21 protein-coding genes are annotated in these 22,295 nt (G+C 72.6%); 6 read left to right on the top strand and 15 right to left on the bottom strand.

The features are described from left to right. Nucleotides 1–81 precede the first annotated feature (81 nt). The 3 genes from ACFV18_RS18740 (at nucleotide 82) to ACFV18_RS18730 (ending at nucleotide 3,733) form a co-directional block, all read left to right on the top strand. Nucleotides 82–1,158 (top strand): hypothetical protein, encoded by a 1,077-nt coding sequence (locus tag ACFV18_RS18740; protein ID WP_380484465.1) that lies wholly within the window; start codon nucleotides 82–84, stop codon nucleotides 1,156–1,158. A 514-nt stretch (nucleotides 1,159–1,672) separates the two neighbouring features. After that, nucleotides 1,673–2,047: a hypothetical protein gene (locus tag ACFV18_RS18735; RefSeq protein ID WP_380484463.1), complete on the top strand. Its 375-nt coding sequence runs from the start codon at nucleotides 1,673–1,675 to the stop codon at nucleotides 2,045–2,047. 180 nt (nucleotides 2,048–2,227) lie between these two features. Beyond that, the gene (locus ACFV18_RS18730) at nucleotides 2,228–3,733 is read left to right on the top strand and encodes an alpha/beta hydrolase (protein WP_380484462.1); all 1,506 of its coding nucleotides are present in this window, start codon (nucleotides 2,228–2,230) and stop codon (nucleotides 3,731–3,733) included. 133 nt (nucleotides 3,734–3,866) lie between these two features. Here the strand turns inward: ACFV18_RS18730 and ACFV18_RS18725 are convergent, their stop codons facing one another. The 3 genes from ACFV18_RS18725 to ACFV18_RS18715 form a co-directional block, all read right to left on the bottom strand. Then, the gene (locus ACFV18_RS18725; protein WP_380484505.1) at nucleotides 3,867–6,803 is read right to left on the bottom strand and encodes an ATP-binding protein; all 2,937 of its coding nucleotides are present in this window, start codon (nucleotides 6,801–6,803) and stop codon (nucleotides 3,867–3,869) included. Then, nucleotides 6,701–7,063: a winged helix-turn-helix domain-containing protein gene (locus ACFV18_RS18720; protein WP_380484460.1), complete on the bottom strand. Its 363-nt coding sequence runs from the start codon at nucleotides 7,061–7,063 to the stop codon at nucleotides 6,701–6,703. The genes ACFV18_RS18725 and ACFV18_RS18720 overlap by 103 nt, the downstream gene beginning before the upstream one ends. A gap of 167 nt (nucleotides 7,064–7,230) precedes the next feature. Further along, the gene (locus ACFV18_RS18715; protein WP_380484459.1) at nucleotides 7,231–7,686 is read right to left on the bottom strand and encodes a hypothetical protein; all 456 of its coding nucleotides are present in this window, start codon (nucleotides 7,684–7,686) and stop codon (nucleotides 7,231–7,233) included. A 127-nt stretch (nucleotides 7,687–7,813) separates the two neighbouring features. On the opposite strand from ACFV18_RS18715, the gene mug reads away from it, so the two are divergent. Continuing rightward, on the top strand, nucleotides 7,814–8,386 hold the full coding sequence (gene mug, locus ACFV18_RS18710; protein WP_380484457.1) for a G/U mismatch-specific DNA glycosylase: 573 nt from the start codon (nucleotides 7,814–7,816) through the stop codon (nucleotides 8,384–8,386). Here the strand turns inward: mug and ACFV18_RS18705 are convergent. Together ACFV18_RS18705 and ACFV18_RS18700 are read right to left on the bottom strand one after the other, a co-directional pair. After that, nucleotides 8,372–9,142 (bottom strand): phosphotransferase enzyme family protein, encoded by a 771-nt coding sequence (locus tag ACFV18_RS18705; RefSeq protein ID WP_380484455.1) that lies wholly within the window; start codon nucleotides 9,140–9,142, stop codon nucleotides 8,372–8,374. The two genes, mug and ACFV18_RS18705, sit on opposite strands and share 15 nt — an antisense overlap. Before the next feature lie 110 nt (nucleotides 9,143–9,252). Then, entirely contained in the window at nucleotides 9,253–9,654 is a 402-nt protein-coding gene (locus ACFV18_RS18700; protein ID WP_380484453.1) for a YccF domain-containing protein, read from the bottom strand. A 356-nt stretch (nucleotides 9,655–10,010) separates the two neighbouring features. On the opposite strand from ACFV18_RS18700, the gene ACFV18_RS18695 reads away from it, so the two are divergent. Both ACFV18_RS18695 and ACFV18_RS18690 read left to right on the top strand, forming a co-directional pair. Next, nucleotides 10,011–10,250 carry a DUF397 domain-containing protein gene (locus ACFV18_RS18695; RefSeq protein WP_380484452.1) on the top strand — a complete coding sequence of 80 codons (240 nt, stop codon included), beginning with the start codon at nucleotides 10,011–10,013 and terminating at the stop codon, nucleotides 10,248–10,250. Between the two features lie 112 nt (nucleotides 10,251–10,362). Next, a complete protein-coding gene (locus ACFV18_RS18690) occupies nucleotides 10,363–11,331 on the top strand; it encodes a helix-turn-helix domain-containing protein (RefSeq protein ID WP_380484450.1) in 969 nt (322 codons plus the stop codon). Nucleotides 11,332–11,341: 10 nt separating this feature from the next. Here the strand turns inward: ACFV18_RS18690 and ACFV18_RS18685 are convergent, their stop codons facing one another. From ACFV18_RS18685 to nuoK, 10 genes are all read right to left on the bottom strand, one after another. Then, entirely contained in the window at nucleotides 11,342–12,166 is an 825-nt protein-coding gene (locus tag ACFV18_RS18685; RefSeq protein ID WP_380484448.1) for an SAM-dependent methyltransferase, read from the bottom strand. A gap of 164 nt (nucleotides 12,167–12,330) precedes the next feature. After that, a complete protein-coding gene (locus tag ACFV18_RS18680; RefSeq protein WP_380484446.1) occupies nucleotides 12,331–12,789 on the bottom strand; it encodes a hypothetical protein in 459 nt (152 codons plus the stop codon). A gap of 136 nt (nucleotides 12,790–12,925) precedes the next feature. Continuing rightward, complete coding sequence (locus tag ACFV18_RS18675) at nucleotides 12,926–13,114, bottom strand: hypothetical protein (protein ID WP_380484444.1); 189 nt, start codon at nucleotides 13,112–13,114, stop codon at nucleotides 12,926–12,928. Nucleotides 13,115–13,478: 364 nt separating this feature from the next. Next, the gene (locus tag ACFV18_RS18670) at nucleotides 13,479–13,895 is read right to left on the bottom strand and encodes an SHOCT domain-containing protein (RefSeq protein WP_380484442.1); all 417 of its coding nucleotides are present in this window, start codon (nucleotides 13,893–13,895) and stop codon (nucleotides 13,479–13,481) included. Nucleotides 13,896–14,000: 105 nt separating this feature from the next. Beyond that, entirely contained in the window at nucleotides 14,001–15,716 is a 1,716-nt protein-coding gene (gene ctaD / locus ACFV18_RS18665) for a cytochrome c oxidase subunit I (protein ID WP_380484504.1), read from the bottom strand. 159 nt (nucleotides 15,717–15,875) lie between these two features. Beyond that, nucleotides 15,876–16,733 carry a zinc metalloprotease HtpX gene (gene htpX, locus ACFV18_RS18660; RefSeq protein ID WP_380484441.1) on the bottom strand — a complete coding sequence of 286 codons (858 nt, stop codon included), beginning with the start codon at nucleotides 16,731–16,733 and terminating at the stop codon, nucleotides 15,876–15,878. 105 nt (nucleotides 16,734–16,838) lie between these two features. Further along, nucleotides 16,839–18,338: an NADH-quinone oxidoreductase subunit N gene (locus tag ACFV18_RS18655; protein ID WP_380484502.1), complete on the bottom strand. Its 1,500-nt coding sequence runs from the start codon at nucleotides 18,336–18,338 to the stop codon at nucleotides 16,839–16,841. Between the two features lie 32 nt (nucleotides 18,339–18,370). After that, the gene (locus ACFV18_RS18650) at nucleotides 18,371–19,897 is read right to left on the bottom strand and encodes a NuoM family protein (RefSeq protein ID WP_380484438.1); all 1,527 of its coding nucleotides are present in this window, start codon (nucleotides 19,895–19,897) and stop codon (nucleotides 18,371–18,373) included. A gap of 43 nt (nucleotides 19,898–19,940) precedes the next feature. Continuing rightward, complete coding sequence (locus tag ACFV18_RS18645) at nucleotides 19,941–21,905, bottom strand: NADH-quinone oxidoreductase subunit L (RefSeq protein ID WP_380484436.1); 1,965 nt, start codon at nucleotides 21,903–21,905, stop codon at nucleotides 19,941–19,943. Beyond that, nucleotides 21,902–22,294 (bottom strand): NADH-quinone oxidoreductase subunit NuoK, encoded by a 393-nt coding sequence (gene nuoK, locus ACFV18_RS18640; RefSeq protein ID WP_380484434.1) that lies wholly within the window; start codon nucleotides 22,292–22,294, stop codon nucleotides 21,902–21,904. The genes ACFV18_RS18645 and nuoK overlap by 4 nt, the downstream gene beginning before the upstream one ends. Nucleotide 22,295 lies beyond the last annotated feature (1 nt).

Here is a 22,295-nt window from a genome sequence, read left to right as displayed (position 1 = left end):
GATGCTCGCTGCACGGCAGCAGGTGACCCGGCGCACGGGAGGTCCCGAAGGATGGACTGGCGAGATCGACTCCCTCAAGGTGTGAGCTACCAAGGCAGCGATGGTGACAACTTCAGCTTCGGAGTCACCATGCCAACGGACGAGAACGGCCTGCTGATGCTGGTCTGCCCACAGGAGAGCGAACATCGGTTCGCCATCGCAGTTCGATTCGGGGGAGCAGAAGAGACCAACTGCTTCTGCCCCTATTGCGGGCACCGAGAGGGCAGCAGCGCCTTTCTGAGCCCGGACACGCGAAGGCGCATAACCGAGGCCGCCGAAGCAGCGGCGATTCAGCACGCCTTCGACGAGGTGAGCAAGGTCTTCGGAAACACAGCACGCCGTTCCCGATACCTGACCTTCAAGCCAGGTCCAGCACCGACGACGGGCCCCATCTACACGTTCGAGCAGGAGAAGACCCGGCGCACAATGAATTGCTCCCGTTGCGGGGAGACCGTGGCAGTCTTCGGCATCGCGCTGTTCTGCCCCGAATGCGGCAAGCTCGCTCCGGCTGAGCAGTTCAGCGAGATCGTGGATGTCCAGCGCCGTACGCTCCAACACCTGCAGGACGACCTCGGGGCCGAAGCCCGCGCGGCGATGGAGGCTTCTGGGGCGTTGACGGCGATCTACGAGAGCACCGTCAAGGACACATGCGCCGCCTTGGAGACGCTCCTCAAGGAGGTCTTCACCGCCCGGGTGGCCGATGCCGATCAGGTGCTCAAGCAGGCGAAGAAGAGCGGCAATGTCTTCCAACGCCTAGATGACGCAGCCGCGCTCTACCGCGACCAGTTGGGTATCGACGTGCCAGCAGCGATTGGCGACAACTGGGACCGACTTGTCGAAGCCATGGCCGCTCGCCACGTCCTCGTTCACAACGGCGGCATCGTCGACCAGAAGTACCTTGCCCGAGTCCCGTCCAGCGCCCAGAAGGAGGGGCAGCGCATTCACGTGTCCCGGCTGCGCGCAGAGGCTCTGCTGGACGCTGCCACTGCCCTGAGCGACCTGATCGTGCAAGCCCAGGGTCAGAGCGACTGGGTGGCTCCCACGGCAGGGCTCCGCGCCGCGGCATCTGGGGCGCACGAAAGAGCGTCTGGCCCTGCCCGCACCTCCGATTGCGCTTGAGCTCGCCACCCCGGGCGTGGGGGGCAGGTTGGCGAATAGCGCTGCCGAACCGTGCGAAACGAGGGCACACCGGGGCACATGCGAGCGGAAAACGGCGCTGACCAGTGAAAACTCCATACAAGAGTTTTCCCAGGTCAGCGCCGTGATCGCCGCAAACGCGCAGGTCAGAGCAGCACCCGTGCAGTTCGTCAACTACCGCTGACGCAACGGCGGTACGGCCGGCACTCCGGCACGGGAGGGCGCATCGGGAACGGTGCGCCCTCCCGGCGTTTCCGGGCCGACTGCCGTGGGAGGGTGGGGAGATGACGCACGAGTCGGTGGGGCCTGGGGGGTGGCTGACTCCGGCGGTGCTGGCGCCGCTCGGTGGGGGTGAGGTCTTTCGGGGGGCCGATGCCGGTTCGGTGCTGGATTTCTGGCGGTACGCGATGCCCGACCTGCGGACCAACACCACGCGGGGGCTGCTGGCGGAGTTCCTGGTGCACCGTGCGGTCGGGGCGACGGCGCGCAATGCGGAGTGGGAGAGCTTCGACGTGCTGGCGCCGGGCGGGCTCCGGATCGAGGTCAAGACCAGCGCGTATCTGCAGGCTGGGGGCAGCGGGAGCTGTCGCGGATCCAGTTCTCCCGGCTCTGCGGGCGGGTCTGGACCCCCGAGGGCGGCACCGCCGGGGAGCCGACGTACAACGCCGACGTCTACGTGTTCGCCCTGCACACCGCGCGCAGCCACGCCGAGTACGACCCGTTGGACGTCGCCCAGTGGAGCTTCTACGTGACCTCCCGCGCGAACGTGGCGGAGGGCGGCCACGCCAGTGCGGGCCTGGCCGCCGTGCAGCGGCTGTGCGGCGAGCCGGTCGGCTACCGGGAGCTCGCGGACCGGATCGCCGCGGTCTGACGCGACCGGGCGTCGTGCCAGCGGAATGCCAGCGGTCCGGCAGCGGGGTGCGGGAGCGTCCGGGGTGCCGGGCGGGACGCTGCGACCGAGGGGCGCGGGCGACCGGTCGGCCTGTGGAGGGAGGACGTTCGGATGGCTCGTCGTGGGCGTGTTGCGTGGCGGTTGGGGGCGGGGGCCGCTGTGGCCGCGCTGCTGGGGACGATGACTCCGGCCGAGGCGGTGGCGGAGACGATGACGGAGACGGTGCCGCGGCTGGCGTGGACGGCGTGCGCGGAGGGCTTCGAGTGCGCGACCGCCAGGGTGCCGGTCGACTACCGGGATCCGCGCGGGGCCGGGATCGACCTGGCCGTCATCCGGCATCCGGCGGGCGATCCGGCGCACCGGATCGGGTCGCTGTTCTACAACCCGGGCGGACCTGCCGTGCAAGGCACGGTGGCGCTGCCGCTGATGCTCGACCGGTTCCCGGAGGAAGTGCGGGAGCGCTTCGACATCGTCAGCTTCGACCCGCGCGGCAGCGGCAACAGCGCGCCCGTCCAGTGCTTCGACGACCCGGCGGACGAGCAGGCCCTGCTGGCCGGCACCGCCGTCGGCCACCCGGTGGGCCCGGAGCAGCAGCGGGCCTGGGTGGACGCGTACCGGCGGCTGGGCCGGCAGTGCGCGTCCCGGCCGCTGGTGTCGCACCTGCCGACCGCGAACACGGCGCGGGACCTGGACCTGCTCCGCCGCGCCGTGGGCGACCGGGACCTCAACTACCTGGGCACCTCGTACGGCAGTTACCTGGGTGCGACGTACGCCAACCTGTTCCCCGGCCGGGTGCGCGCCATGGTGCTGGACAGTGGCCCGGACCCGGTGGCCTGGTCCACCGGACGCGCCGGGGAGGCCGCCACCATGGGCCCGCTGCTGCGCAATCGCAGCGATGTCGCCGCCGGCCGGGTACTGAACGCCTTCCTCGACGGCTGCGGCCAGGCCGGCCCCGCCGGGTGCGCGTTCTCCGCCGGGACGGCCGCCGCCACCCGGGCCCGCTACGACGAACTGCTGGCGCGGCTGCGCGCCCGGCCGGTGGCGCTCGGCGGTACCACGTTCACCGAAGGTGCGGCGGTGGAGGCGACGATCCTCTCGCTGTACGCCGCGACACCCGTCCCCGGCCTTCCCGGCACCGGCTGGACGCAACTCGGCACGCTGCTGCAGACACTGTGGGCAGCGACCGACGCACCCGCCGGACCGCTGCCGCCCGCCGTCCACCCGTCGCCGGACCAGGCACTGGCGGTGGTGTGCGCGGACAGCGCCGGCCCGTCGGCCACCGCCGACCCGGCGGAAACGGCGGCACTGGCCCGGGCCCGGTCGGGTGCGGTCGGCCCGTGGTTCGCCTGGACGGACGAGCGCTGCACCGGCTGGCCGGCCCAGGACCGTGACCGGTACGACGGCCCGTGGGACCGCCGGACGGCCCGGCCGGTCCTGGTGGTGGCGAACACCGGCGACCCGGCGATGCCGTACCAGGGTTCGCGCGCCATGGCCCGTTCGCTCGCCCGGGCCGTCCTGCTGACGGTGGACGGCTTCGGCCACACCGTGCTGGCCAACCCGAGCGACTGCGCGGCCCGGTACGAGGCCCGCTACCTGGTGGACGGCACCCTGCCGGCGGCGGGAACGGTGTGCGCACCGAACCGGCGGCCGTTCGAACAGGGCTGAGTGCCCGTCGGACGGGGTGCACGACGAACCGTCGCGCCGGCACCTGGGCGCAGGCTGGGGCGGCCGTGGGCGGGCAGCGACCAACCGCCGGTGCGGCGGCGTTCGCCCCGCGCCGGCCGTCCTCGGTCCGCCGTCAGCTGCCGTCCAGCGCGGCTGCCTCCGGGTCGGTGAGGTTCAGCCCGTGGTTCCAGGCGGCTCGGAAGGCGGTGTCCCCGAGGGCGGCGGCGCAGCCGTCCAGGACGGTGCGGAGTTCGGGGTCGCCGGCGTCGTGGCCGCCGCGGAGCGCGTAGGCGGCCGCGAGGGTGGTGGTGGCGCGGGTGGGGTCGGCGAGGGCGAGGTGGTGTTCGGCCCAGCCTTCCAGGACGTCGGCGCGGACGGGGCGGTCCTGGCTGGTGGCGGCCGGTTCGAGTGCGCGGCGGTGCAGGGTGGCGGCGGTGGCCGGGTCGGCGAGGCGGTGGTGGGTGCGGGCCAGGCTGGTGTGCAGGAGGGCACGCAGGTGGAGGTGGGTGGGGCCGGTCGCGGGGAGTTGTTCGAGCCGTTGCAGGGTGGCCCGCTGGGTGGCCAGGGCGGTGGTCAAGTGGCCGGTGCGGCGGGCGAGTTCGCCGAGTGCGTAGTCGGCGGCGGCTTCCAGGTGCGGGTCGCGGGCGTGTTCGGCGGCGGTGCGGGCGCGTTCGAGGTCGGCCCGGGCGGCGGCCGGGTCGCCGTTGCGGGTGCGGAGGCGGCCTGCCAGCAACAGGGTCAGTGGTGCTTCGCCGGGGCCGCCGGTCGCGGCGTCCAGGAGTGCGGCCTCGTCGAGTGCGCCGAGTGCTTCCTCGGCCGCACCGGTGACGGCCAGCAGCGCGGCCAGCGTGACCAGGGCCATGGCGTGGCCCCAGCGGTCGCCGAGGGTGCGGAAGCCGTCCCCGGCGGTGCGCAGGCAGCGCTCGGCGGGATCGATCCGTCCGGCGCTCAACTCGATGCGTCCGAGCACCAGTTGGGCGGCGGACCGGGTCCACGCGTCGGGGTGCCGGCAGTACTCCCGCGCGGTTGCGGCGATCGTGTCCGGCGGGCCGGCGGCGGCGAGCAGCAGGGCGGCGGCGAGGGTGACGGGGTGGTCGGCGTGCCGGGCGGTGGCGAGGGCGGCGCCGAACGCCTCGGGCGTCAGCGGGGCGGCGGGTTCGCGTGGCGGGGCGGCGAGTTGGGCGAGGATCACGCACCGGGCGTGCTGCTGTTCCAGGCCGGGCGGCGGGGTGGTGCCGTGGGCGGCGAGCACGGCCGCGGTGCGTTCGCCGGCTTCGTGGGCGCGGCCGCGCATCAGCCAGGGCCAGGCGCGGGCGGCCGCCAGTCGGAGGGCGTGGTCGGACGGACCGGCGGTGACGGCGTGGCGGAGTGCGGCGTCGAGGTTGTCCTGTTCGGCGTCGAGCCGGGCCAGTCGGTCGAGTTGGCGGTCGGTCCGCAGCAGGGGTTCGGCGTGTTCGGCGAGGTCGAGGAAGCAGCGCAGGTGGGCGTCGGCGGTGCGGTCGTGTTCGCCGGCCTCGGCGAGCCGTTCGGCGGCGTAGGCGCGGACGGTTTCCAGCAGGCGGTAGCGCGCCGGCCCGGTCTCCGAAGTGGTGCTCACCAGCAGGGACTTGTCGGCGAGCGCGGTCAGCAGGTCCTCGACGGCGGTGGGGTCGGGGTCCGGTCCGGCGGGCCAGTGCGCGGCGCAGACGGTGTGGGCGTCACGGAGGACGGCGCCGGCGGCGAAGACCGAGAGCCGGCGCAGCAGGACGCGTTCGTCGGGGTCGAGCAGGTCCCAGCTCCAGTCGATGACGGCGCGCAGGGTGCGGTGCCGGTCGGGGGCGGTGCGCGGGCCGCGGTCGAGCAGGCGGAGGCGGTCGTGCAGGCGGGCCGCGATCCGGTCGGGGGTGAGGGCGCGGAGCCGGGCGGCGGCAAGTTCGAGGGCCAGCGGGAGGCCGTCGAGTTCCCGGCAGATCCGGACCACCGGTGCGACGGTGTCCCGGTCGAGGGCGAATCCGGGGCGGGCCGCGGCGGCCCGTTCGGCGAAGAGGGCGACGGCGGGGTGGGCGAGGGCCTGCCGCAGGGTGCTGCCGGGTTCGGGGACGGCGAGCGGCGGCACCGGCCAGAGTGTCTCGCCGGGTACGCCGAGGGGTTCGCGGCTGGTGGCGAGCACGGTGAGCCGGGGAGCGGCCGCGAGCAGGCGGTGGGCGAGCCGGGCGGCGTCCGCGATCAGGCGTTCGCAGTTGTCGAGGACGAGCAGGACGTCGCGGCCGTCCACGGCGCGGACGATCCGCTCCAGCGGGTCGCCGGGGGGGAGGCCGCCGGTGAGCACCCCGGCGTCGGCGGGGCGCAACGCGGCCAGTACGGCCCGGGCGGGCCCGTCGGGGCCTTCGGCGCCGGCGAGTTCGGCGAGCCGGACGTCCGTTCCGGCGGGGGCGCCGGTGGCGGCGGCCAGGGCGAGGCGGGTCTTGCCGACGCCGCCCGGTCCGGTGAGGGTCAGCAGGCGGGAGTGGCGCAGCCGGTCCCGGACGGCCGCCAGGTCGGCGTCGCGGCCGATCAGCGCGGTGAGCGGTCCGGGCAGCACGCTGCGGCCCACCGGGGCGGGGCGCGGGGCGGGCGGCCGGGTGCCGGCCAGGACGTGCAGGTGGGCGTCGCGCAGTTCGCTGGACGGGTCGGTGCCGAGTTCTTCGGCCAGCGCCTGTCGGGTGCGGTCGAACACGTCAAGGGCGTCGGCGCCCTGGCCGTTGGCGTGCAGGGCGCGGATCAGGCGTGCGGCGGTCCGCTCACGCAGCGGGTGGGCGACGCGCTGTGCGGTGAGTTCGGCGACCAGCCGGGGCAGGGTGTCGGCCCGGCCGAGGGTGAGCAGGGCGTCGGCGCGGTCCTCGGTGGCGGCGAGCCGCAGTTCGGTGAGCCGGGCGGCCGGGGCGGCGGTGAATCCGGCGGCTTCGGCGTCGGCGAACGGTGCGCCGCGCCAGAGTTCCAGGGCGCGGCTCAGCTCATCGGCGGCGCGGGCGGGTTCGCCTGCGGCGAGGGCGGCCCGGCCGGTGGCGGCGCGCTGTTCGAAGTCCCAGGCGTCGACGTGGCCGCGGGGCAGGTCGAGCAGGTATCCGGCGGGTGCGAGCCGATGGCGGTGCGGTCCGTGCCGAGGGTGCGGCGCAGCCGGGAGACCAGCGACTGCACGGCGCCGGCCGGTTCGGCGGGCGGGGTGTCGCCCCAGAGGTCGTCGACCAGGCGTTCACGGGTGACCACCCGCCCGGGGTCGAGGGACAGCCGGATCAGCAGCAGCCGCAGCCGGGTTCCGCCGAGTCCGGGGGCCGGCCCGTCGTCGCGCACCACGTGGAGCGGTCCCAGCACGTTGATCCGCACCTTGCCCGCCCCCGTCCGCCCGATTGCCGGTGATCATTCTCGCGGCGTCCGGCCGGGCGCCGCACGGCGGGGCGGTGCCGTCCGGCCCGGCGCGTCACGGCGGGGCGGTGCCGCCCGGCCGGGCACTTCACGGCGGGGCGGGGCCGGATGCCGGGTCAGTTCCCGGGCGGGGCGGGGCTCTCGGGCGCGGTGCGGCAGAGGGCGTCGAGGGCGTCGGTGAGTTCGGGCAGCGCGGTGGCGGGCGCGCCGAGGCCGTGGAGGATCCGGGCGAGCGGGGCGCCGTCGGCGGAGGTGAGCGGGCCGAGGGTGATGTGGCCGTCGTACCAGAGGGCGGCGCGCCGGCCGGTGGGGTGTTCGGCGTCGATCTCTGTGTAGGCGATCGGCGCGGCCTTGGACCAGCCGGCGATCCGCCGCGCGAATCCGGACGGGAATCGCTTGAAGTCGTAGTCGGGCGCGTTGGACGGCTGCTGGAGCGCATGGTGGAGTTCGTCCGTCATCGGGATGACCGCCAGCCCGTGGGGCAGGCGGGCGACCCGCGCGATCGGGAGCTCGGCCGCCACGACGGTGATCAGCTCATCGGTGGCGATCAGGGCGTTCAGTTCGTATGGCACCTCGCCATTCTCCGCCCGAAAAGTCATCAGGTCTGGAAAACAATCGAACTGGCTATCCATCCAATAAACCGGACATGAACGGATCAAGTACCCTCGCCCACCGACGAGCTGCGGCAGAGTGGTCCGGGTGACTCGCACTCCCCCGCCCCGCCCGACCGCCGAGCAGCTCGCCGCCGCCCAGGACACCACCATCCCCGATGTGTCCGCGCCGGACCTGCGGGTGCTGTTCTGCGGCATCAACCCGGGCCTGTGGTCGGGCGCCACCGGCCACCACTTCGCCCGCCCCGGCAACCGCTTCTGGCCGGCCCTGCACCGGTCCGGCTTCACCCCTCGGCAGTTGGGGCCCGAGGAGCAGGACGAGCTGCTCGCGCTCGGGCTGGGCATCACCAACGTCGTGGCCCGGACCACCGCGAAGGCCGCCGAACTGACCGCCGAGGAGTACCGGGCGGGCGGCGAGGCGCTGGTCGAACGGGTGCTCCGCCTGCGGCCGCGCGCGCTGGCGGTGCTCGGCATCGGCGCGTACCGGGCCGCGTTCGGCCGCCCGAAGGCGGCGGTCGGCCGGCAGCCGGAGACCATCGGCGACACCGAGGTCTGGCTGCTGCCGAACCCGAGCGGACTGAACGCGCACTACACGCTGGACGGGATCGCCGCCGAGTTCCGCACCCTGCGCGAACACCTGGAGGGGTCAAGCGCCATGTAGCGCCCGCTCGAATCGGGCGCGCTCGCGCACCACGTACGCGGCGTCCGACAGGTACATCAGGTGGTGCCCGTCGGCCAGGTGCGAGGCGAACGCGGCGCTGCCGGCGGCGGCCTCGGCCCGCATGTGGTCGACCAGCGCGTGCAGCCGGGCCGCGACGGCGTCCACCAGCCCGGCCCGGCCGACCGCGTCCAGCCCGTACGCCTCGCAGAACTCCCGTACGCGGGCGGCCTGTTCGTCCGGCGTGCCGAAGCCGTCGGCGTTCCCGGGCGCGGTGGTGGGGGCCCAGCGATAGACCGCGTACGCGACGTCCCACAGCCGGGGGCCGGGATGCGCGGTGTCGAAGTCGATGACGCCGACCACCCGTTCGCCGTCCAGCACGCAGTTGTGCGGGGCGTAGTCGCCGTGGCAGATCACCTCGGCGGGCTCGCGGGCGGGCAGCATCCAGCCGTCGGCCGAGTATCCGGCGGTGGCGTCGTGGTAGGCGCGCAGCACCCGGGCCGCGGTGAGCAGCGCGGTGCGGGAGGCGGCGGCGGGCGTGGCCGGGTAGTCGGAGACCTCGCCGGGCAGGAAGTCGAGGATCTCCCGCCCGTCCGCCGTCAGCCCGTGGAACCGGGGCGCCGCGGTGAACCCGCTCGCCCGCAGGTGCCCCAGCAGCCCGTGCACGGCCGGCGACCACGACTCGGTCGGCCGCAACACCCGCTCACCGACCCGCTCCACCTGGTTGACGCCGCCGGCCAGGATCTCGCTGTCCGCCACCCGCCCGTTCCTCCCGTCTCCACAGCCTTCCGCGACCGGACGGTTCTACCCCGGCCCCGGACCGGCTGCCAACCGCTTTCCGGTCGGCGCGGTCGGCGCGGTCAGCACGGTCAGCGGGCGCCGAAGCCGTCCTCGGTCCGGATCACCTCGCGGCCGAGCGGGGTGAGCGAGATCGGCACCATCTTGAGGTTCGCCCAGCCGAACGGGATGCCGATGATCGACAGGAACAGCGGGATCGAGGTGACGATGTGACCGAGCGCCAGCCACCATCCGGCGAACACCAGCCAGATCACGTTCCCCACGCAGGACGGCGCCCCGGCATCGGCCCGCACCACGGTGGTCCGGCCGAACGGCCACAGCATGAAGCCGGCCAGCCGGAAGGCTGCGATGCCGAACGGGATCGTGACGATCAGGACGAAGCAGATGATCCCGGCGAGGGCGTACCCGATCGCCATCCACAGGCCACAGAACAGCAGCCAGATGACGTTGAGCAGGAAGTTGACCACCTTCATGCCTCCAGCGTCCCACGGTCGGGCCCCGCTGGGGAGCCGGTGCGGCGCCGTTGTGGCACGGGTGTGACGATCCGGCCGGCCGTCGGCGGCCGGCACCCGCCGTTTCCCGTTCCGGTTCCAGCTCGATCGATCGCCCCGCCATTGCACAGTTGATTCGATCAGGCTCTGATAACAAGTGTTCAGATCCCGCCACAATTCACCCCATCAGGGAATGGCGCGCCGCGCCACCCGGCGTGAATCATTTCGTCTCGCCCAAGCCGCGCAATTTCGCGCGGGATTGCGCAGGCCGCTCAGCGGAGCCCCTCGGCCAGCCGAAGGGGCTCCGTCGGCGAACTCATCAACAGGAGGTGCTTGGTATGAGCGAGTACACCAACGGCATGGCGGCAGACCTGATCGAGGCGAAGACGCCCTGGGTGAAGGCCCGGCGCAGCTCGAACGTCGGCCAGTGCGTGGAGATGCGCAAGATGGACGACGGCCGGGTCGCCGTCCGGCACAGCCTGGACCCGTCGGGTCCGGCGCTGATCTTCAGCGTGCAGGAGATCGCGGCCTACCTCGACGGGGCACGTAACGGCGAATTCGATCACATGGCCGTCTAATCACATGAGCTGACGACATTCCCCATTTCGGGGACCTGTAGCCGTACCCCTCTTGCGTCGGTATATTCTCCTTCACGTAAAAGGATGGATTAATTGCCGCAAGGGGGGATTCATGTCCACAGCCGGACGTGATGGGTACCACGGGAACGTCATTCCGTTTCGGCGCCCGCAGCCCACGGCGGGCGAGGGCGAGTCCTGGCCGCTGCCGGCCCTGCTGCTCGGCGCGTGGCTGAAGACGCTCCGGGGCGCCCGGAGCCAGAAGTCGCTGGCGAAGAAGACCCGCTACTCCCCCACGCTCTACTCCCGGATCGAGGCGGGCGCGACCCGGATCGACAAGCCGGAAGGGATCGCGCTGATCCTCAAGGAGCTGGGGGTGCCGGCCGGGCCGGAGTTCGACCAGCTGATGCGCCTGGCCCGGGATGCTTCCGTGCCCGGCTGGGCGTCCTCGTTCCGGACCGCCTACCGGGACGCGGTGCCGGAGGCGATGGTGCGGCTGAGCGAGTTGGAGAGCCGGGCCAGCCACCTGTACTCGGTGGAGACCGGATTCGTCCCGGGCCTGCTGCAGACCGATGCCTACCGCACGGCGGTCACCGAGGGGACCTTGCTGCCCAGCCAGCGGCATCTGGCGCAGCAGGTGGTCAAGCTGCGCGCCGAGCGGGCCCGCCGGTTCTTCGCCACGGAGCCACCGCGCTCGGTGTTCTTCATCCGGGAGAACGTGCTGCGCCAGGTGATCGGCTCGCGCGGCCTGATGGTGGAGCAGCTGGAGCGGCTGCTCGCCTTCGTCGAGACGCCGCGGATCGGCGTGCGCATCATCCCGATGGATCTGCAGCTGGCCCTGCAGGTGTCCTCGGTGACCAGGCTGGACTTCGAAGGGCAGCTCTTCGCGGTGCCGTCGGTGATCTACAACGAGTACGCCGGGCGGGGCGACTACTACCGGGGCCCGCTGGACGGCGAGACCTCCTCCGACGATTTCAAGGACTTCCGGTTCGTGACCGACGAGGCCGTGCGCCAGGCACCGGGCCGGGACGACAGCCGTCGGCTGATCGTCGAGGCGCTGAGGGTGCACCGCTCACACCTGTAGCTCGCCGCGCTCACTCCACGACGGCCAGCCCACCGAACTCGAACCACTCCTCGGTGGCCTGGCGGACAGACGGCACATCGGGCTTCCAGTCCGCGACGTCGAGCAGGCCGGGCTCCTGGACGTTCAACCGGTCGATGTCGAAGAAGCGACGGACCTCCTCCTCCGTCCGCACCCGCCCCCAGTAGCCCCCGGTCCGCTCCGCCATCAGGTCGGTCGCCTGTCGGCGGATCCGGCCGCTCCGACTGACCAGCTGGCAGGCCACCACCACGCTGCCCTTGGCCAGTTGACGCACCGTTCGCTCGATCACCGCGCGCGGGTCCTTGCCGTCCGGGAGGCAGTGCAGCACGGAGACGAACAGCGCGGCAATCGGCTGCGAGAAGTCGATGCGGCCGTGCACGCCCGCCCGGATCCTCTCGGTCTCCACCAGGTCGGCGGGCAGGATCGTCACATTCGGGTTCTCGTCCAGCAGGGCGCGCCCGTAGGCAAGCACCATCGGGTCGTTGTCGATGTAGACGACCTTGCAGTCCTGGTGCACGGCCTGGGCGACCTGGTGCACGTTCGTCCGGGTCGGCAGGCCCGAGCCGTGGTCGAGGAACTGCCGGATGCCGTACCGGGTGGCGATGTGCCGGACCGCCCGGACCAGGAACGCCCGGTTGCTCTGGGCCAGTTCGCGGGCGCTCGGCGCGATCCGCAGCAACTCCTCGCCCGCGAGCCGGTCGGAGTCGTAGTTGTTCCGGCCGCCGAGCAGCCAGTCGTGCATCCGTGCCGCGCTGGGTCTGTCCGGGTCGAACGGCGGAAACGCTGCTACGCCCTCGGTCACGCCACCGGCCCCCATGCTCGAACTCCGCTCCGCCACCACGATTCTGATGCCACGTCATGTTCTGAGCCGCGTGCGGGCACGCGAAACAACTCGCAAGAGTGAAACCCCTTGCGAGTATGGCGAACCATGGCGAATGCTCCCCGCCGGTCCGCTACGGGGCCGCGCGCCATGCGCCCGAATCAGGCCTCGGCCCCCTCCGTCCCGCCGTTGAACGGCGCCTCGCCACCGGCCAGCAGCCGCCTGGCCGCCATCAACTGGACATGCAGCTGCGGCTCGTTGAGGCCCATCAGCTCGGCCGCGGCGCGCGGCGCCATGCCGAGCCGCTCGTGCAGCAGCGCGGCGTCGGCGGCCCGGTCCGGCAGCGCCCGGTGCAGCCGGTCCAGCCGGAGGTCGCAGGCCTGACGGCTGGCGAGCGTGACGCTGTCGCACAGCACCCGCCAGGTGAACGCCGCCGGGTCGTCGTTCAGCGCCTGCGTCCAGCTCAACTCGGCGCACCGCAGCACCTGTTCGACCACCCGGCCGGCCAACGCACCGTCCCCGAGCCGCGCCCGGGCGTACGCCTGATAACTGCGGCAGTGGAGTTGGACGAACGCGGCGTAACCGGAGTCGGCTATCGCGGGCTTGCGCGAACGGGACACCCATGGCTCCTTCGGCGTCGGCCCGAGTCGGGCGTGGGCGCGGCAGGGTGAAGCGGGATGGGGTGAAGTGCGGTGGGTGGAACGAGCCGTGGCGCCCGCCCGGGCGGCCTGGGCGGCCCGGGCGGTCGCGGCAGGGTCAGTGCCGGTCGGCCCAGCACCACTCGACGTGGGCGTCCCGGCAGAGCCTCAGCAGGCCGAGCACCAGCACGGTGCGCTCCCACTCGATCGGACCGGCGGCGGTCACCGCCCAGACCAGCAGCGGGACCACCAGCAGTGCCCGCAGCCGGGCCGCACCGCGGACGGCGCGAACTCTGCGCAATCCCACGCCCGGGCCGTCGGCCCTGCTAGCGTGGAGCACCACTTCGGGAAGCCTTGTGCGTTCCCGGGAGGGTCGGTCATTCACAGGTGTGCTACCTCCTCTGATCGGCCCGCACCGCCTCGTCCGGTGTTGCCGCACCGGGCGGGGCAGCCCCGCTCCGGGGGTGGCCGTGCAGCAGAATCTACCGGCCGCGAGCGGCCGATTCGTCGCCAACTGAGCTGCGAAATCCCCCGGTTGAGTGTCGAACGGCAACCGATCGGGATCGGTCGTAGCGCACTCGACTTCGATCACCGATGACCGGACCGGCCTGCCCCCGCACAACCATCAGGCCCGCCCCGAGGGGACGGGCCTCCAGGCATGGTCCGGAGTGTCAGGCGAGCAGTTTGTCCTTGGCCCGCTGGTACTCCTCGTCGGTGATCGCGCCGCTGTTCTTGAGCTCGGCCAGCCTGTGGAGGTCGTCCACATGGCTCTTCGGGCCACCCTCGGCCGGGCCGGCGGCGGGGGCGGTGCCGGCGGCGCGGCGGATGTAGTCCTGGAAGGCGGCGTCGGCCTGTTGGGCCTGGGCGAGGTCGCGTTCGTGCATGGAGCCGCCGCGGACGATCAGGTAGATCAGGACGCCGAGGAAGGGCAGCAGGATCACCAGCACCGTCCAGCCGGCCTTGGCGCCGCCGCCCATGTCCTGGCTGCGGAAGATATCGCCGATGATCTTGAACAGCAGGAAGAACCAGAGGATCCAGAGGAACAGCTCCAGCATCGTCCAGAAGATGTTGAGCAGCGGATAGTCCATGACGCTCCGATCCCGCGCACAGTCAGCCGGAACGTCCCCGCGCCTCGTGCAGCACAGGGACGAAACGATTCGTATCACCGCGAATCGGGCACCGCACGTCGAGCGTCAGAGGACTCGGTCCGGGTTGTTCTGCAGCCGGTCGAACTCGGCGATCTCGGGGTGGTGCAGGTCGAAGGCCGGGGATTCGGAGCGGACCCGCGGCAGGGTGACGAAGTTGTGGCGGGGCGGCGGGCAGGAGGTCGCCCACTCCAGCGAGCGGCCGTAACCCCACGGGTCGTCCCCGACCACCCGCGGGGCGTGCCCGGCGGTCCGCCAGACGTTGTAGAGGAACGGCAGGGTGGACAGGCCGAGCAGGAACGAGCCGATGGTGGAGACGGTGTTCAGCGTGGTGAAGCCGTCCGAGGCCAGGTAGTCGGCGTAGCGGCGGGGCATGCCCTCGGCGCCGAGCCAGTGCTGGACCAGGAAGGTGGTGTGGAAGCCGACGAACAGCGTCCAGAAGTGGATCTTCCCGAGCCGTTCGTCGAGCATCCGGCCGGTCATCTTCGGCCACCAGAAGTAGAAGCCCGCGAACATCGCGAACGCCACCGTGCCGAACACCACGTAGTGGAAGTGCGCCACCACGAAGTACGAGTCCGAGACGTGGAAGTCGACCGGCGGCGAGGCCAGCAGCACGCCCGTCAGGCCGCCGAACAGGAAGGTCACCAGGAAGCCGACCGACCAGAGCATCGGCGTCTCGAAGGACAGCGAGCCGCGCCACATGGTGCCGATCCAGTTGAAGAACTTCACCCCGGTCGGGACGGCGATCAGCAGCGTCATGAAGGAGAAGAACGGCAGCAGCACCTGCCCCGTCACGAACATGTGGTGCGCCCAGACGGTGATCGACAGGCCGGCGATCGCGATGGTGGCGGCGATCAGACCGGAGTAGCCGAACATCGGCTTGCGGCTGAACACCGGGATGATCTCCGAGACGATGCCGAAGAACGGCAGCGCGATGATGTACACCTCGGGGTGGCCGAAGAACCAGAACAGGTGCTGCCAGAGGATCGCCCCGCCGTTCGCTGGGTCGAAGACGTGCGCGCCGAACTTGCGGTCCGCCTCCAGGCAGAGCAGCGCGGCGGCCAGCACCGGAAAGGACATCAGGACCAGCACGGCGGTCAGCAGCACGTTCCAGACCAGGATCGGCATCCGGAACATGGTCATCCCCGGTGCCCGCAGGCAGATGATGGTGGCGACGAAGTTGACCGAGCCGAGAATGGTGCCGAAGCCGGAGAACGCCAGGCCCATGATCCACAGGTCGGCGCCGACCGACGGCGAGTGCATCGCGTCGTTCAGCGGCGAGTAGGCGAACCAGCCGAAGTCCGCCGCCCCCTGCGGGGTGACGAACCCGGCCATCACGATCAGCGAGCCGAACAGGTACAGCCAGTACGCGAAGGCGTTCAGCCGGGGAAAGGCGACGTCGGGGGCGCCGACCTGCAGGGGCATGAACCAGTTCGCGAAGCCCGCGAACAGTGGGGTGGCGAACATCAGCAGCATGATCGTGCCGTGGATGGTGAACAGCTGGTTGTACTGCTCGTTGGAGAGGAGCTGCGTCCCCGGCCGGGCCAGCTCGGCCCGCATCAGCAGCGCCATCACCCCGCCGACCAGGAAGAACGCGAAGGAGGTGACGAGGTAGAGGGTGCCGATCTGCTTGTGGTCGGTGGTGGTCAGCCACATCACCAGCCGGCGGCCCCGGTGCGGACGGGTGGCCCGGCCGAAGCGGCGGCGCGGTTCCCGCCGGACGGGCGGGCCGGTCACGCCCAGTTCGGCATCGCTCGGCAGCATCGTCACCGCACCGCACCTCCGGCCTCGGGTCTGGCAGTGCGTCCAGCACTACCAGCGGGGCCAGGCACCCGGACGGACGCTCGCCGGGCCGTCGCCCGAAGGAGTCAGCCGGTGGTGGCCGAGGGAGTCAGCCGGTGGTGGCCGAGGGAGCCCGAGTGGTCAGCGGCCCGCCATCCGCTCCAGGCGGGCGATCCGCTCGCCCATCGGCGGGTGGGTGGAGAACAGCTTGGCGCCGACCTCGCCGGGCCGGAACGGGTTGGCGATCATCATGTGGCTGGCGGTCTGCAGCTGCGGCTCGGGCGGCAGCGGGAGGCGCTGGGTGCCGATCTCCAGCTTGCGCAGCGCGCTGGCCAGGGCCAGCGGGTCGCCGGTGATCCGGGCTCCGTCGGCGTCCGCCTGGTACTCGCGGGAGCGGCTGACGGCCAGTTGGATCAGGCTCGCCGCGACCGGCCCCAGGATCATGATCAGCAGCATGCCGAACAGGCCCGGGCCCTCGTCGTCCTCGGAGCGGCCGAACGGGATCAGCCAGGCGAAGTTCACCAGGAACATCACCACCGAGGCCAGCGCGCCGGCCACCGAGGAGATCAGGATGTCCCGGTTGTAGACGTGGCTGAGCTCGTGGCCGAGCACTCCGCGCAGCTCGCGCTCGTCCAGCAGCTGGAGGATGCCGTCGGTGCAGCAGACCGCCGCGTTGCGCGGGTTGCGGCCGGTGGCGAAAGCATTCGGCGCGGGCGTGGGCGAGATGTACAGCCGGGGCATCGGCTGCCGGGCGGCGGTGGAGAGTTCACGGACGATCCGGTAGAGCTGCGGGGCCTCGATCTCACTGACCGGCCGGGCCCGCATCGCGCGCAGCGCCAGCTTGTCGCTGTTCCAGTACGCGTAGGCGTTGGTGCCGAGCGCGATCAGCAGCGCCACCAGCAAGCCGGTGCGGCCGAAGAAACTGCCGATCACCAGGATCAGCGCGGACAGGCCGCCGAGCAGAACGGCCGTCCGCAATCCATTGTGGTGGCGGTGCACTGCGGGCCCTCCTGTGGTGCCGGGGAAGCCGGTGGAGCAGCTTCCTTCTGCCGGGATCAACGCGCCGAGCTGGCCCGATCGTTCCCTTCGGCATTCGACCACAGGTCAGAACAGGCTGCCCGACACCACCTGAAGCACCAGTTGCGGGGCCACCGACAGCACCACGGCGCCGCTCGCCGCGAGGCCGAGCGCGGTGGCCAGCGAGGCCGGGACGCGGCGCGGTGCGAGCTGCTCGGTGGACGGGGCGAACAGCAGGGCGGTCCACTTCAGGTAGTAGGCGAGCGCGATCACGACGTTCACCGCCATCACCACGGCCAGCCAGCCCAGGCCCGCGTCCACGGCCGCCCGGAACACCACGACCTTGCCGAACAGGCCGACCACGCCCGGCGGCAGACCGGCCAGGCAGAGCAGGAAGAACGCCAGCGCGAACGCCGCCCAGCGGTTGCGCGAGGCCAGTCCGCGGAACGACTCCAGCCGGCCCGAGCCGCCGACCAGCGCGACCACGCCGAACGCGCCCAGGTTCACCAGGCCGTAGATCAGCGCGTACGCCACCGTCGCGCCCAGCGGCTCGGCGGAGTCCGCGTACCCGGCGGCGGCCAGCGGCACCAGGAGGTAGCCGGCCTGGCCGACCGAGGACCAGGCGAGCAGCCGCACCGCACCGTACGGGGTGTCGGCGCGCTGGCGCAGCGCCGCCGCGTTGCCGACCGTCATGGTCAGCGCGGCCAGCACCGCCAGCACCAGGCCCCAGGTGTGGCCGTACGGGCGGAAGGCGAGCGTGGTGACCAGCGCCAGGCCGGAGAGGCCCGCGGCCTTGCCGACCACCGACAGGTAGCCCGCCACCGGGAGCGGCGCGCCGACGTACGTGTCGGGGACCCAGAAGTGGAAGGGGACGGCGGCGGTCTTGAACGCGAAGCCGACCAGGGTGAGCACCGCGCCGGCCTCGGCCAGCGGCTTCAGCTGGGCGGGGGCGTGCGCCAGGCCGTCGGCGATGCCCTGGAGCTGGATCGTTCCGGCGGCGGCGTAGACGAAGCTGACGCCGAGCAGCATCACGGCGGTCGCGGTGACGGAGGAGAGGAAGAACTTGAGCGCGCTCTCCGCGCCCCGGCCGTCCCGGCGCAGCGCGACCAGGGCGAACGCGGGCAGGGTGGCGACCTCCAGGGCGATCACCAAGGTGGCGAGGTCGCGGGCGGCGGGCAGCAGGGCGGCGCCGCAGGCGGAGGAGAGCAGCAGGAACCAGTACTCGCCGCCGGGCAGCTTCTCGTCCTCGACGGTGTGCAGGGAGAGCAGCACGGTGAGCAGCGCGCCGCCGAGGACGAGCAGCTGGAAGGCGAGCGCGAAGTGGTCGGCGGTGTAGGAGCAGCCGCCGCTCGTGAAGCAGAAGGTGGAGCGGGTGTCGCCGAGCACCAGCGGCAGCAGGGCGGCCAGCGCGGCGAGCAGCCCGGCGGCGCTCAGCCACCCGAGCAGGCGCTTGCGGGCCACGGGCAGGAACAGGTCGGCGACCAGTACGGCGAGGGCGGCGAGCGCGGCGATCAGCGGCGGGGCGACGGCCACCCAGTCGACGGACTGGATCAGGCCGCCCGGGTCGGCGACGGCGAGCGGAGTCATGACGGGCTGCCCCAGGTCGTGAGTGATGGTCATCAGCCGCTCCCGAGGAGGTGCTTGACGGCCGGGTCGGAGAGGCCGAGCAGCAGCGCCGGCCACAGGCCCGCCACCAGGGTGAGCGCGGCGAGCGGCGTCCAGCTGGCGGCCTCGTAGCCCTGCAGGTCGGGCAGGTCGGCGACCGGGGCGGGCTGCTTCGGGTCGCCCATGCAGACCCGCCGGACCACGACCAGCAGGTAGGCGGCGGTCAGCAGGGTGCCGAGGCCGGCCAGCACCATGTAGGTGACGAAGGCGGGCCGCGACAAGCCGGCGGCCGGGTCGAACGCGCCGTACATGGCGAGCAGTTCGCCCCAGAAGCCGGCCAGGCCGGGCAGGCCGAGGCTGGCGACGGCGGCGAACGCCAGCAGCGCGCCGATCCGGGGGGCGCGGCCGTACAGCGCGGCGCCGGTGGCACCGGCGAGGGTGTCCAGGTCGGCGGTGCCGTAGCGGTCCTTGACGGCGCCGACCACGAAGAACAGCAGGCCGGTGATCAGGCCGTGCGCGATGTTGGCGAACAGCGCGCCGTTCAGGCCGGTCGGGGTGAGCGAGGCGATGCCGAGCAGCACGAAGCCCATGTGGCCGACCGAGGAGTACGCGATCAGCCGCTTCAGGTCGCCCTTGGCGCCCGTCCGGGCCAGCGCCAGGCAGGCCAGCGAGCCGTAGACGATGCCGACGGCGGCGAACGCGCCCAGGTACGGGGCGTAGGTGGCGGTGCCGTCCGGGACGATCGGCAGCAGTACCCGGACCAGGCCGTAGGTGCCCATCTTCAGCAGCACGCCCGCGAGCAGTACCGAGCCTGCGGTCGGCGCGGCGGTGTGCGCGTCGGGCAGCCAGGAGTGCAGCGGCCAGGCGGGGGCCTTCACGGCCAGGCCGACCAGGATCGCCAGCGCGGCGATCAGCTGGGTGGTGTGGGACAGGCCGGCGCCGTGCGCGTCGGCGAGCTTCACCATGTCGAAGGTGCCGGCCTTGACGCCGATCAGCAGGAAGCCGAGCAGCATCACGGCGGAGCCGAGCAGGGTGTACAGGATGAACCGGTTGGCCGCGGCGACCTTCTGCCCGCTGCCCCAGCGGGAGATCAGGAAGTACATCGGGATCAGCACGATCTCGAACGCCAGGAAGAACAGCACCAGGTCGAGCACCGCGAAGGTGGCCAGCATGCCGGTCTCCAGCAGGAGCAGCAGCCCGGTGAAGGCGCGGCCGCCGGGGCCCGCGGGGAGCTTCTTCACCGAGTACACCGCGCACAGGAAGGTGAGCAGCGCGGTGAGCACCAGCAGCGGCAGCGAGATGCCGTCCACGCCGAGGTGCAGGCGCACGTCCAGCGCGGGGATCCAGGCCACGTCGGTGACGGCCTGCATCCGGCTCGGCGCGCCGTGGTCGAATCCGGCGGCGAGGGCGATCGCCAGCAGCAGCGTGGCGCCGGTGAAGGTGGTGCCCAGGCGCAGTGCCCGCTGGTCGCCGATCGGGGCGAGCATCAGGGCGGCGCCGAGCAGCGGCAGCACCAGGAGGGCGATGAGGACCGCGTTCATCGGTGGCTCCTAGGGCGTGCCGGAACGGGGAACTGGGGGTGCGTCACGATCCCACCGCCACCAGGACGGCGAGCAGGACGGCCCCGGCGAGCAGCGCGTTCAGGTAGCCCTGGGCGTTGCCGGTCTGGGCGAAGCGCACGGCGCGGCCGAGCCAGCCGGGCGCGGCGCCCGCGCCGCGGACGTAGGTCTCCACCACGGCCCGGTCCAGGAACCGGACCAGCTTGGCGGCGGCCTCGGTGGGCCGGACGAACAAGGTGCTGTACAGCCGGTCGACGCCGAAGCCGTGCTGGGCGGACCGGTACAGCGGGCCGAGCAGCAGCCGTCCGGGGTCGCCGGCGGGCTGTCCGGCGGCGGTGCGGGCGGTGACGGTGCGCCAGGCGGCGTAGCCGATCAGCAGGCCCGCGAGGGCGATGCCGGTGCCGAGCACGGCGGTGGCGGGGGACGGACGCAGCGACTCGCCGTCGAGCAGCGAGGGCAGCCAGTCGGAGCGCAGCCCGCTCACGCCGAAGGCCAGCGCGGGCACCGCCAGGACCCACAGGATCAGGCGCATCGCGGCCGGTTCGGCGTGTGCCGGGTCGGCCTCGTCGAGCTCCGGGGAGTACGGGGCGCCGGGCTGGGGGGTGAGGTCGGTGCCGTCCGTGGAGCGGCCGTAGAAGACGGCCAGCCACAGCCGGGCGGCGTAGGCGGCGGTGAGCAGTGCGGTGAGCAGGCCGGCCACCAGCACCGTCCAGCCGACGGCGGTCGGCACGGCGGACGCCGGGCCGAGGCTGCCGGTGAGGGCCTCGCCGTGGGCGGCGTGCTCGGCGGCGGTGAGCACCGACTCCTTGGAGAAGAAGCCGGCCAGCGGCGGCAGGCCGACCAGGGCGGCCAGGCCGATGCCCATGGTCCACCAGGCGTCGGGGATGCGGTGGCGCAGGCCGTCCATCCGGGCCATCGCGCTGAGCGAGTTGGTGTGCGCGGCGTGGATGACCACGCCGGCGCCCAGGAACAGCAGCGCCTTGAACACGCCGTGCGAGACCAGGTGGAACACCGCGGCCTGCCGGTCGCCGGAGGCCAGCGCGCCGGTCATGTAGCCGAGCTGGCCGACCGTCGAGTAGGCGAGCACGCGCTTCAGGTCGTCCTGGGCGAGCGCGCACAGCGCGGAGCCGACCATGGTGACGGCGGCCATCACGGCCAGCACCACCAGTGCGGCGGAGGACTGCAGGAACACCGGCAGCAGCCGGGCCACCAGGTAGACGCCGGCCGCGACCATGGTGGCGGCGTGGATCAGCGCGGACACCGGCGTCGGGCCGGCCATCGCGTCCGGGAGCCAGGTGTGCAGCGGGAACTGGGCGCTCTTGCCGGCCACGCCGGCGAGCAGCAGCAGCGCGATCAGCGTGGGGTGGTGCAGTTCTCCGCCGCCGGCGGCCTTCAGCACCTCGCCGATCCGGAAGCTCCCGGCGTCCGCACCGAGCAGGAACAGGCCGAACAGGAACGGCACGTCGCCGAGCTTGGTGACCAGGAAGGCCTTCAGCGAGGCGGCCCGGGCGTCGGCGGTCTCCCAGTGGTGGCCGATCAGGAAGTACGAGCAGATGCCCATCACTTCCCAGCCGACCAGCAGCACGATCAGGTCGCCCGAGTAGACGACCAGGAACATCGCGGCGGTGAACAGCGAGACCAGCGCCGCGTAGGACGGGTAGCGCGGGTCGTCCTTCAGGTAGGCGGTGGAGTAGATCTGCACGCAGGTGGCGACCAGGCCGACCAGCACCGAGATCAGCGAGCTGAAGCCGTCCAGGTGCAGGGCCAGCGAGATCTCCGGGCCGCCGGTGGGGGCGAGCCGGGTGGCGGCGTCCAGGGTGGCGCCGGTGCCCAGCTGGAGGGCCACCACCAGGGCGAGCACGGCGGACACCGCGACCGGCAGCACCGCGAGCGGGCGGGCCAGGGCGGGGTGACGGCGTCCGGTGGCCAGGCCGGCGGCGGCGCCGAGCGCGGGCAGGACGGGGACGAGGATCGGCAGCGCGAGGTTCATGCGGCGGCCTGCTCCTTCGCGGCGTCGGCCGGTTCGTCGGCCTGGGCGTCGGCCTGGGCGTCGGCCTGGGCGTCGGCCTCGTGGCGGTCGCCGAGCGCGGTGACCCGGTCGACGGCGGCGGTGCCGCGGGTGCGGTACACCAGCAGCACGATGGCCAGGCCGAGGCCGATCTCGGCGGCGGCGAGGGTGATGGTGAACAGGGTGAGCGCCTGTCCGGCGTGCAGGGTGTCGCGCAGCCAGACGTCGAAGGCGACCAGGTTGAGGTTGACGGCGTTGAGCATCAGCTCGACCGACATCAGCACCAGGACGACGTTGCGCCGGGCGAGCACGCCGTACACGCCGACGCTGAACAGCAGCACGGCGAGGACGGCGGGGTAGGCGAGGTGCACG

The organism is Kitasatospora sp. NPDC059673 (assembly GCF_042734215.1).
Lineage (GTDB): Bacteria > Actinomycetota > Actinomycetes > Streptomycetales > Streptomycetaceae > Kitasatospora.
This window is presented reverse-complemented; position numbering and strand designations above follow the sequence as displayed.

What these genes read in the sequence shown, in the direction of transcription:
- ACFV18_RS18695 (WP_380484452.1), top strand. Translation starts at nt 10,011, where the DNA reads ATGAGCGAGTACACCAACGGCATGGCGGCAGACCTGATCGAGGCGAAG.
- ACFV18_RS18645 (WP_380484436.1), bottom strand. Translation starts at nt 21,905, where the DNA reads ATGAACCTCGCGCTGCCGATCCTCGTCCCCGTCCTGCCCGCGCTCGGC.
- ACFV18_RS18690 (WP_380484450.1), top strand. Translation starts at nt 10,363, where the DNA reads ATGTCCACAGCCGGACGTGATGGGTACCACGGGAACGTCATTCCGTTT.
- ctaD (WP_380484504.1), bottom strand. Translation starts at nt 15,716, where the DNA reads ATGCTGCCGAGCGATGCCGAACTGGGCGTGACCGGCCCGCCCGTCCGG.
- ACFV18_RS18685 (WP_380484448.1), bottom strand. Translation starts at nt 12,166, where the DNA reads ATGGGGGCCGGTGGCGTGACCGAGGGCGTAGCAGCGTTTCCGCCGTTC.
- ACFV18_RS18650 (WP_380484438.1), bottom strand. Translation starts at nt 19,897, where the DNA reads ATGAACGCGGTCCTCATCGCCCTCCTGGTGCTGCCGCTGCTCGGCGCC.
- ACFV18_RS18700 (WP_380484453.1), bottom strand. Translation starts at nt 9,654, where the DNA reads ATGAAGGTGGTCAACTTCCTGCTCAACGTCATCTGGCTGCTGTTCTGT.
- ACFV18_RS18655 (WP_380484502.1), bottom strand. Translation starts at nt 18,338, where the DNA reads ATGACTCCGCTCGCCGTCGCCGACCCGGGCGGCCTGATCCAGTCCGTC.
- ACFV18_RS18670 (WP_380484442.1), bottom strand. Translation starts at nt 13,895, where the DNA reads ATGGACTATCCGCTGCTCAACATCTTCTGGACGATGCTGGAGCTGTTC.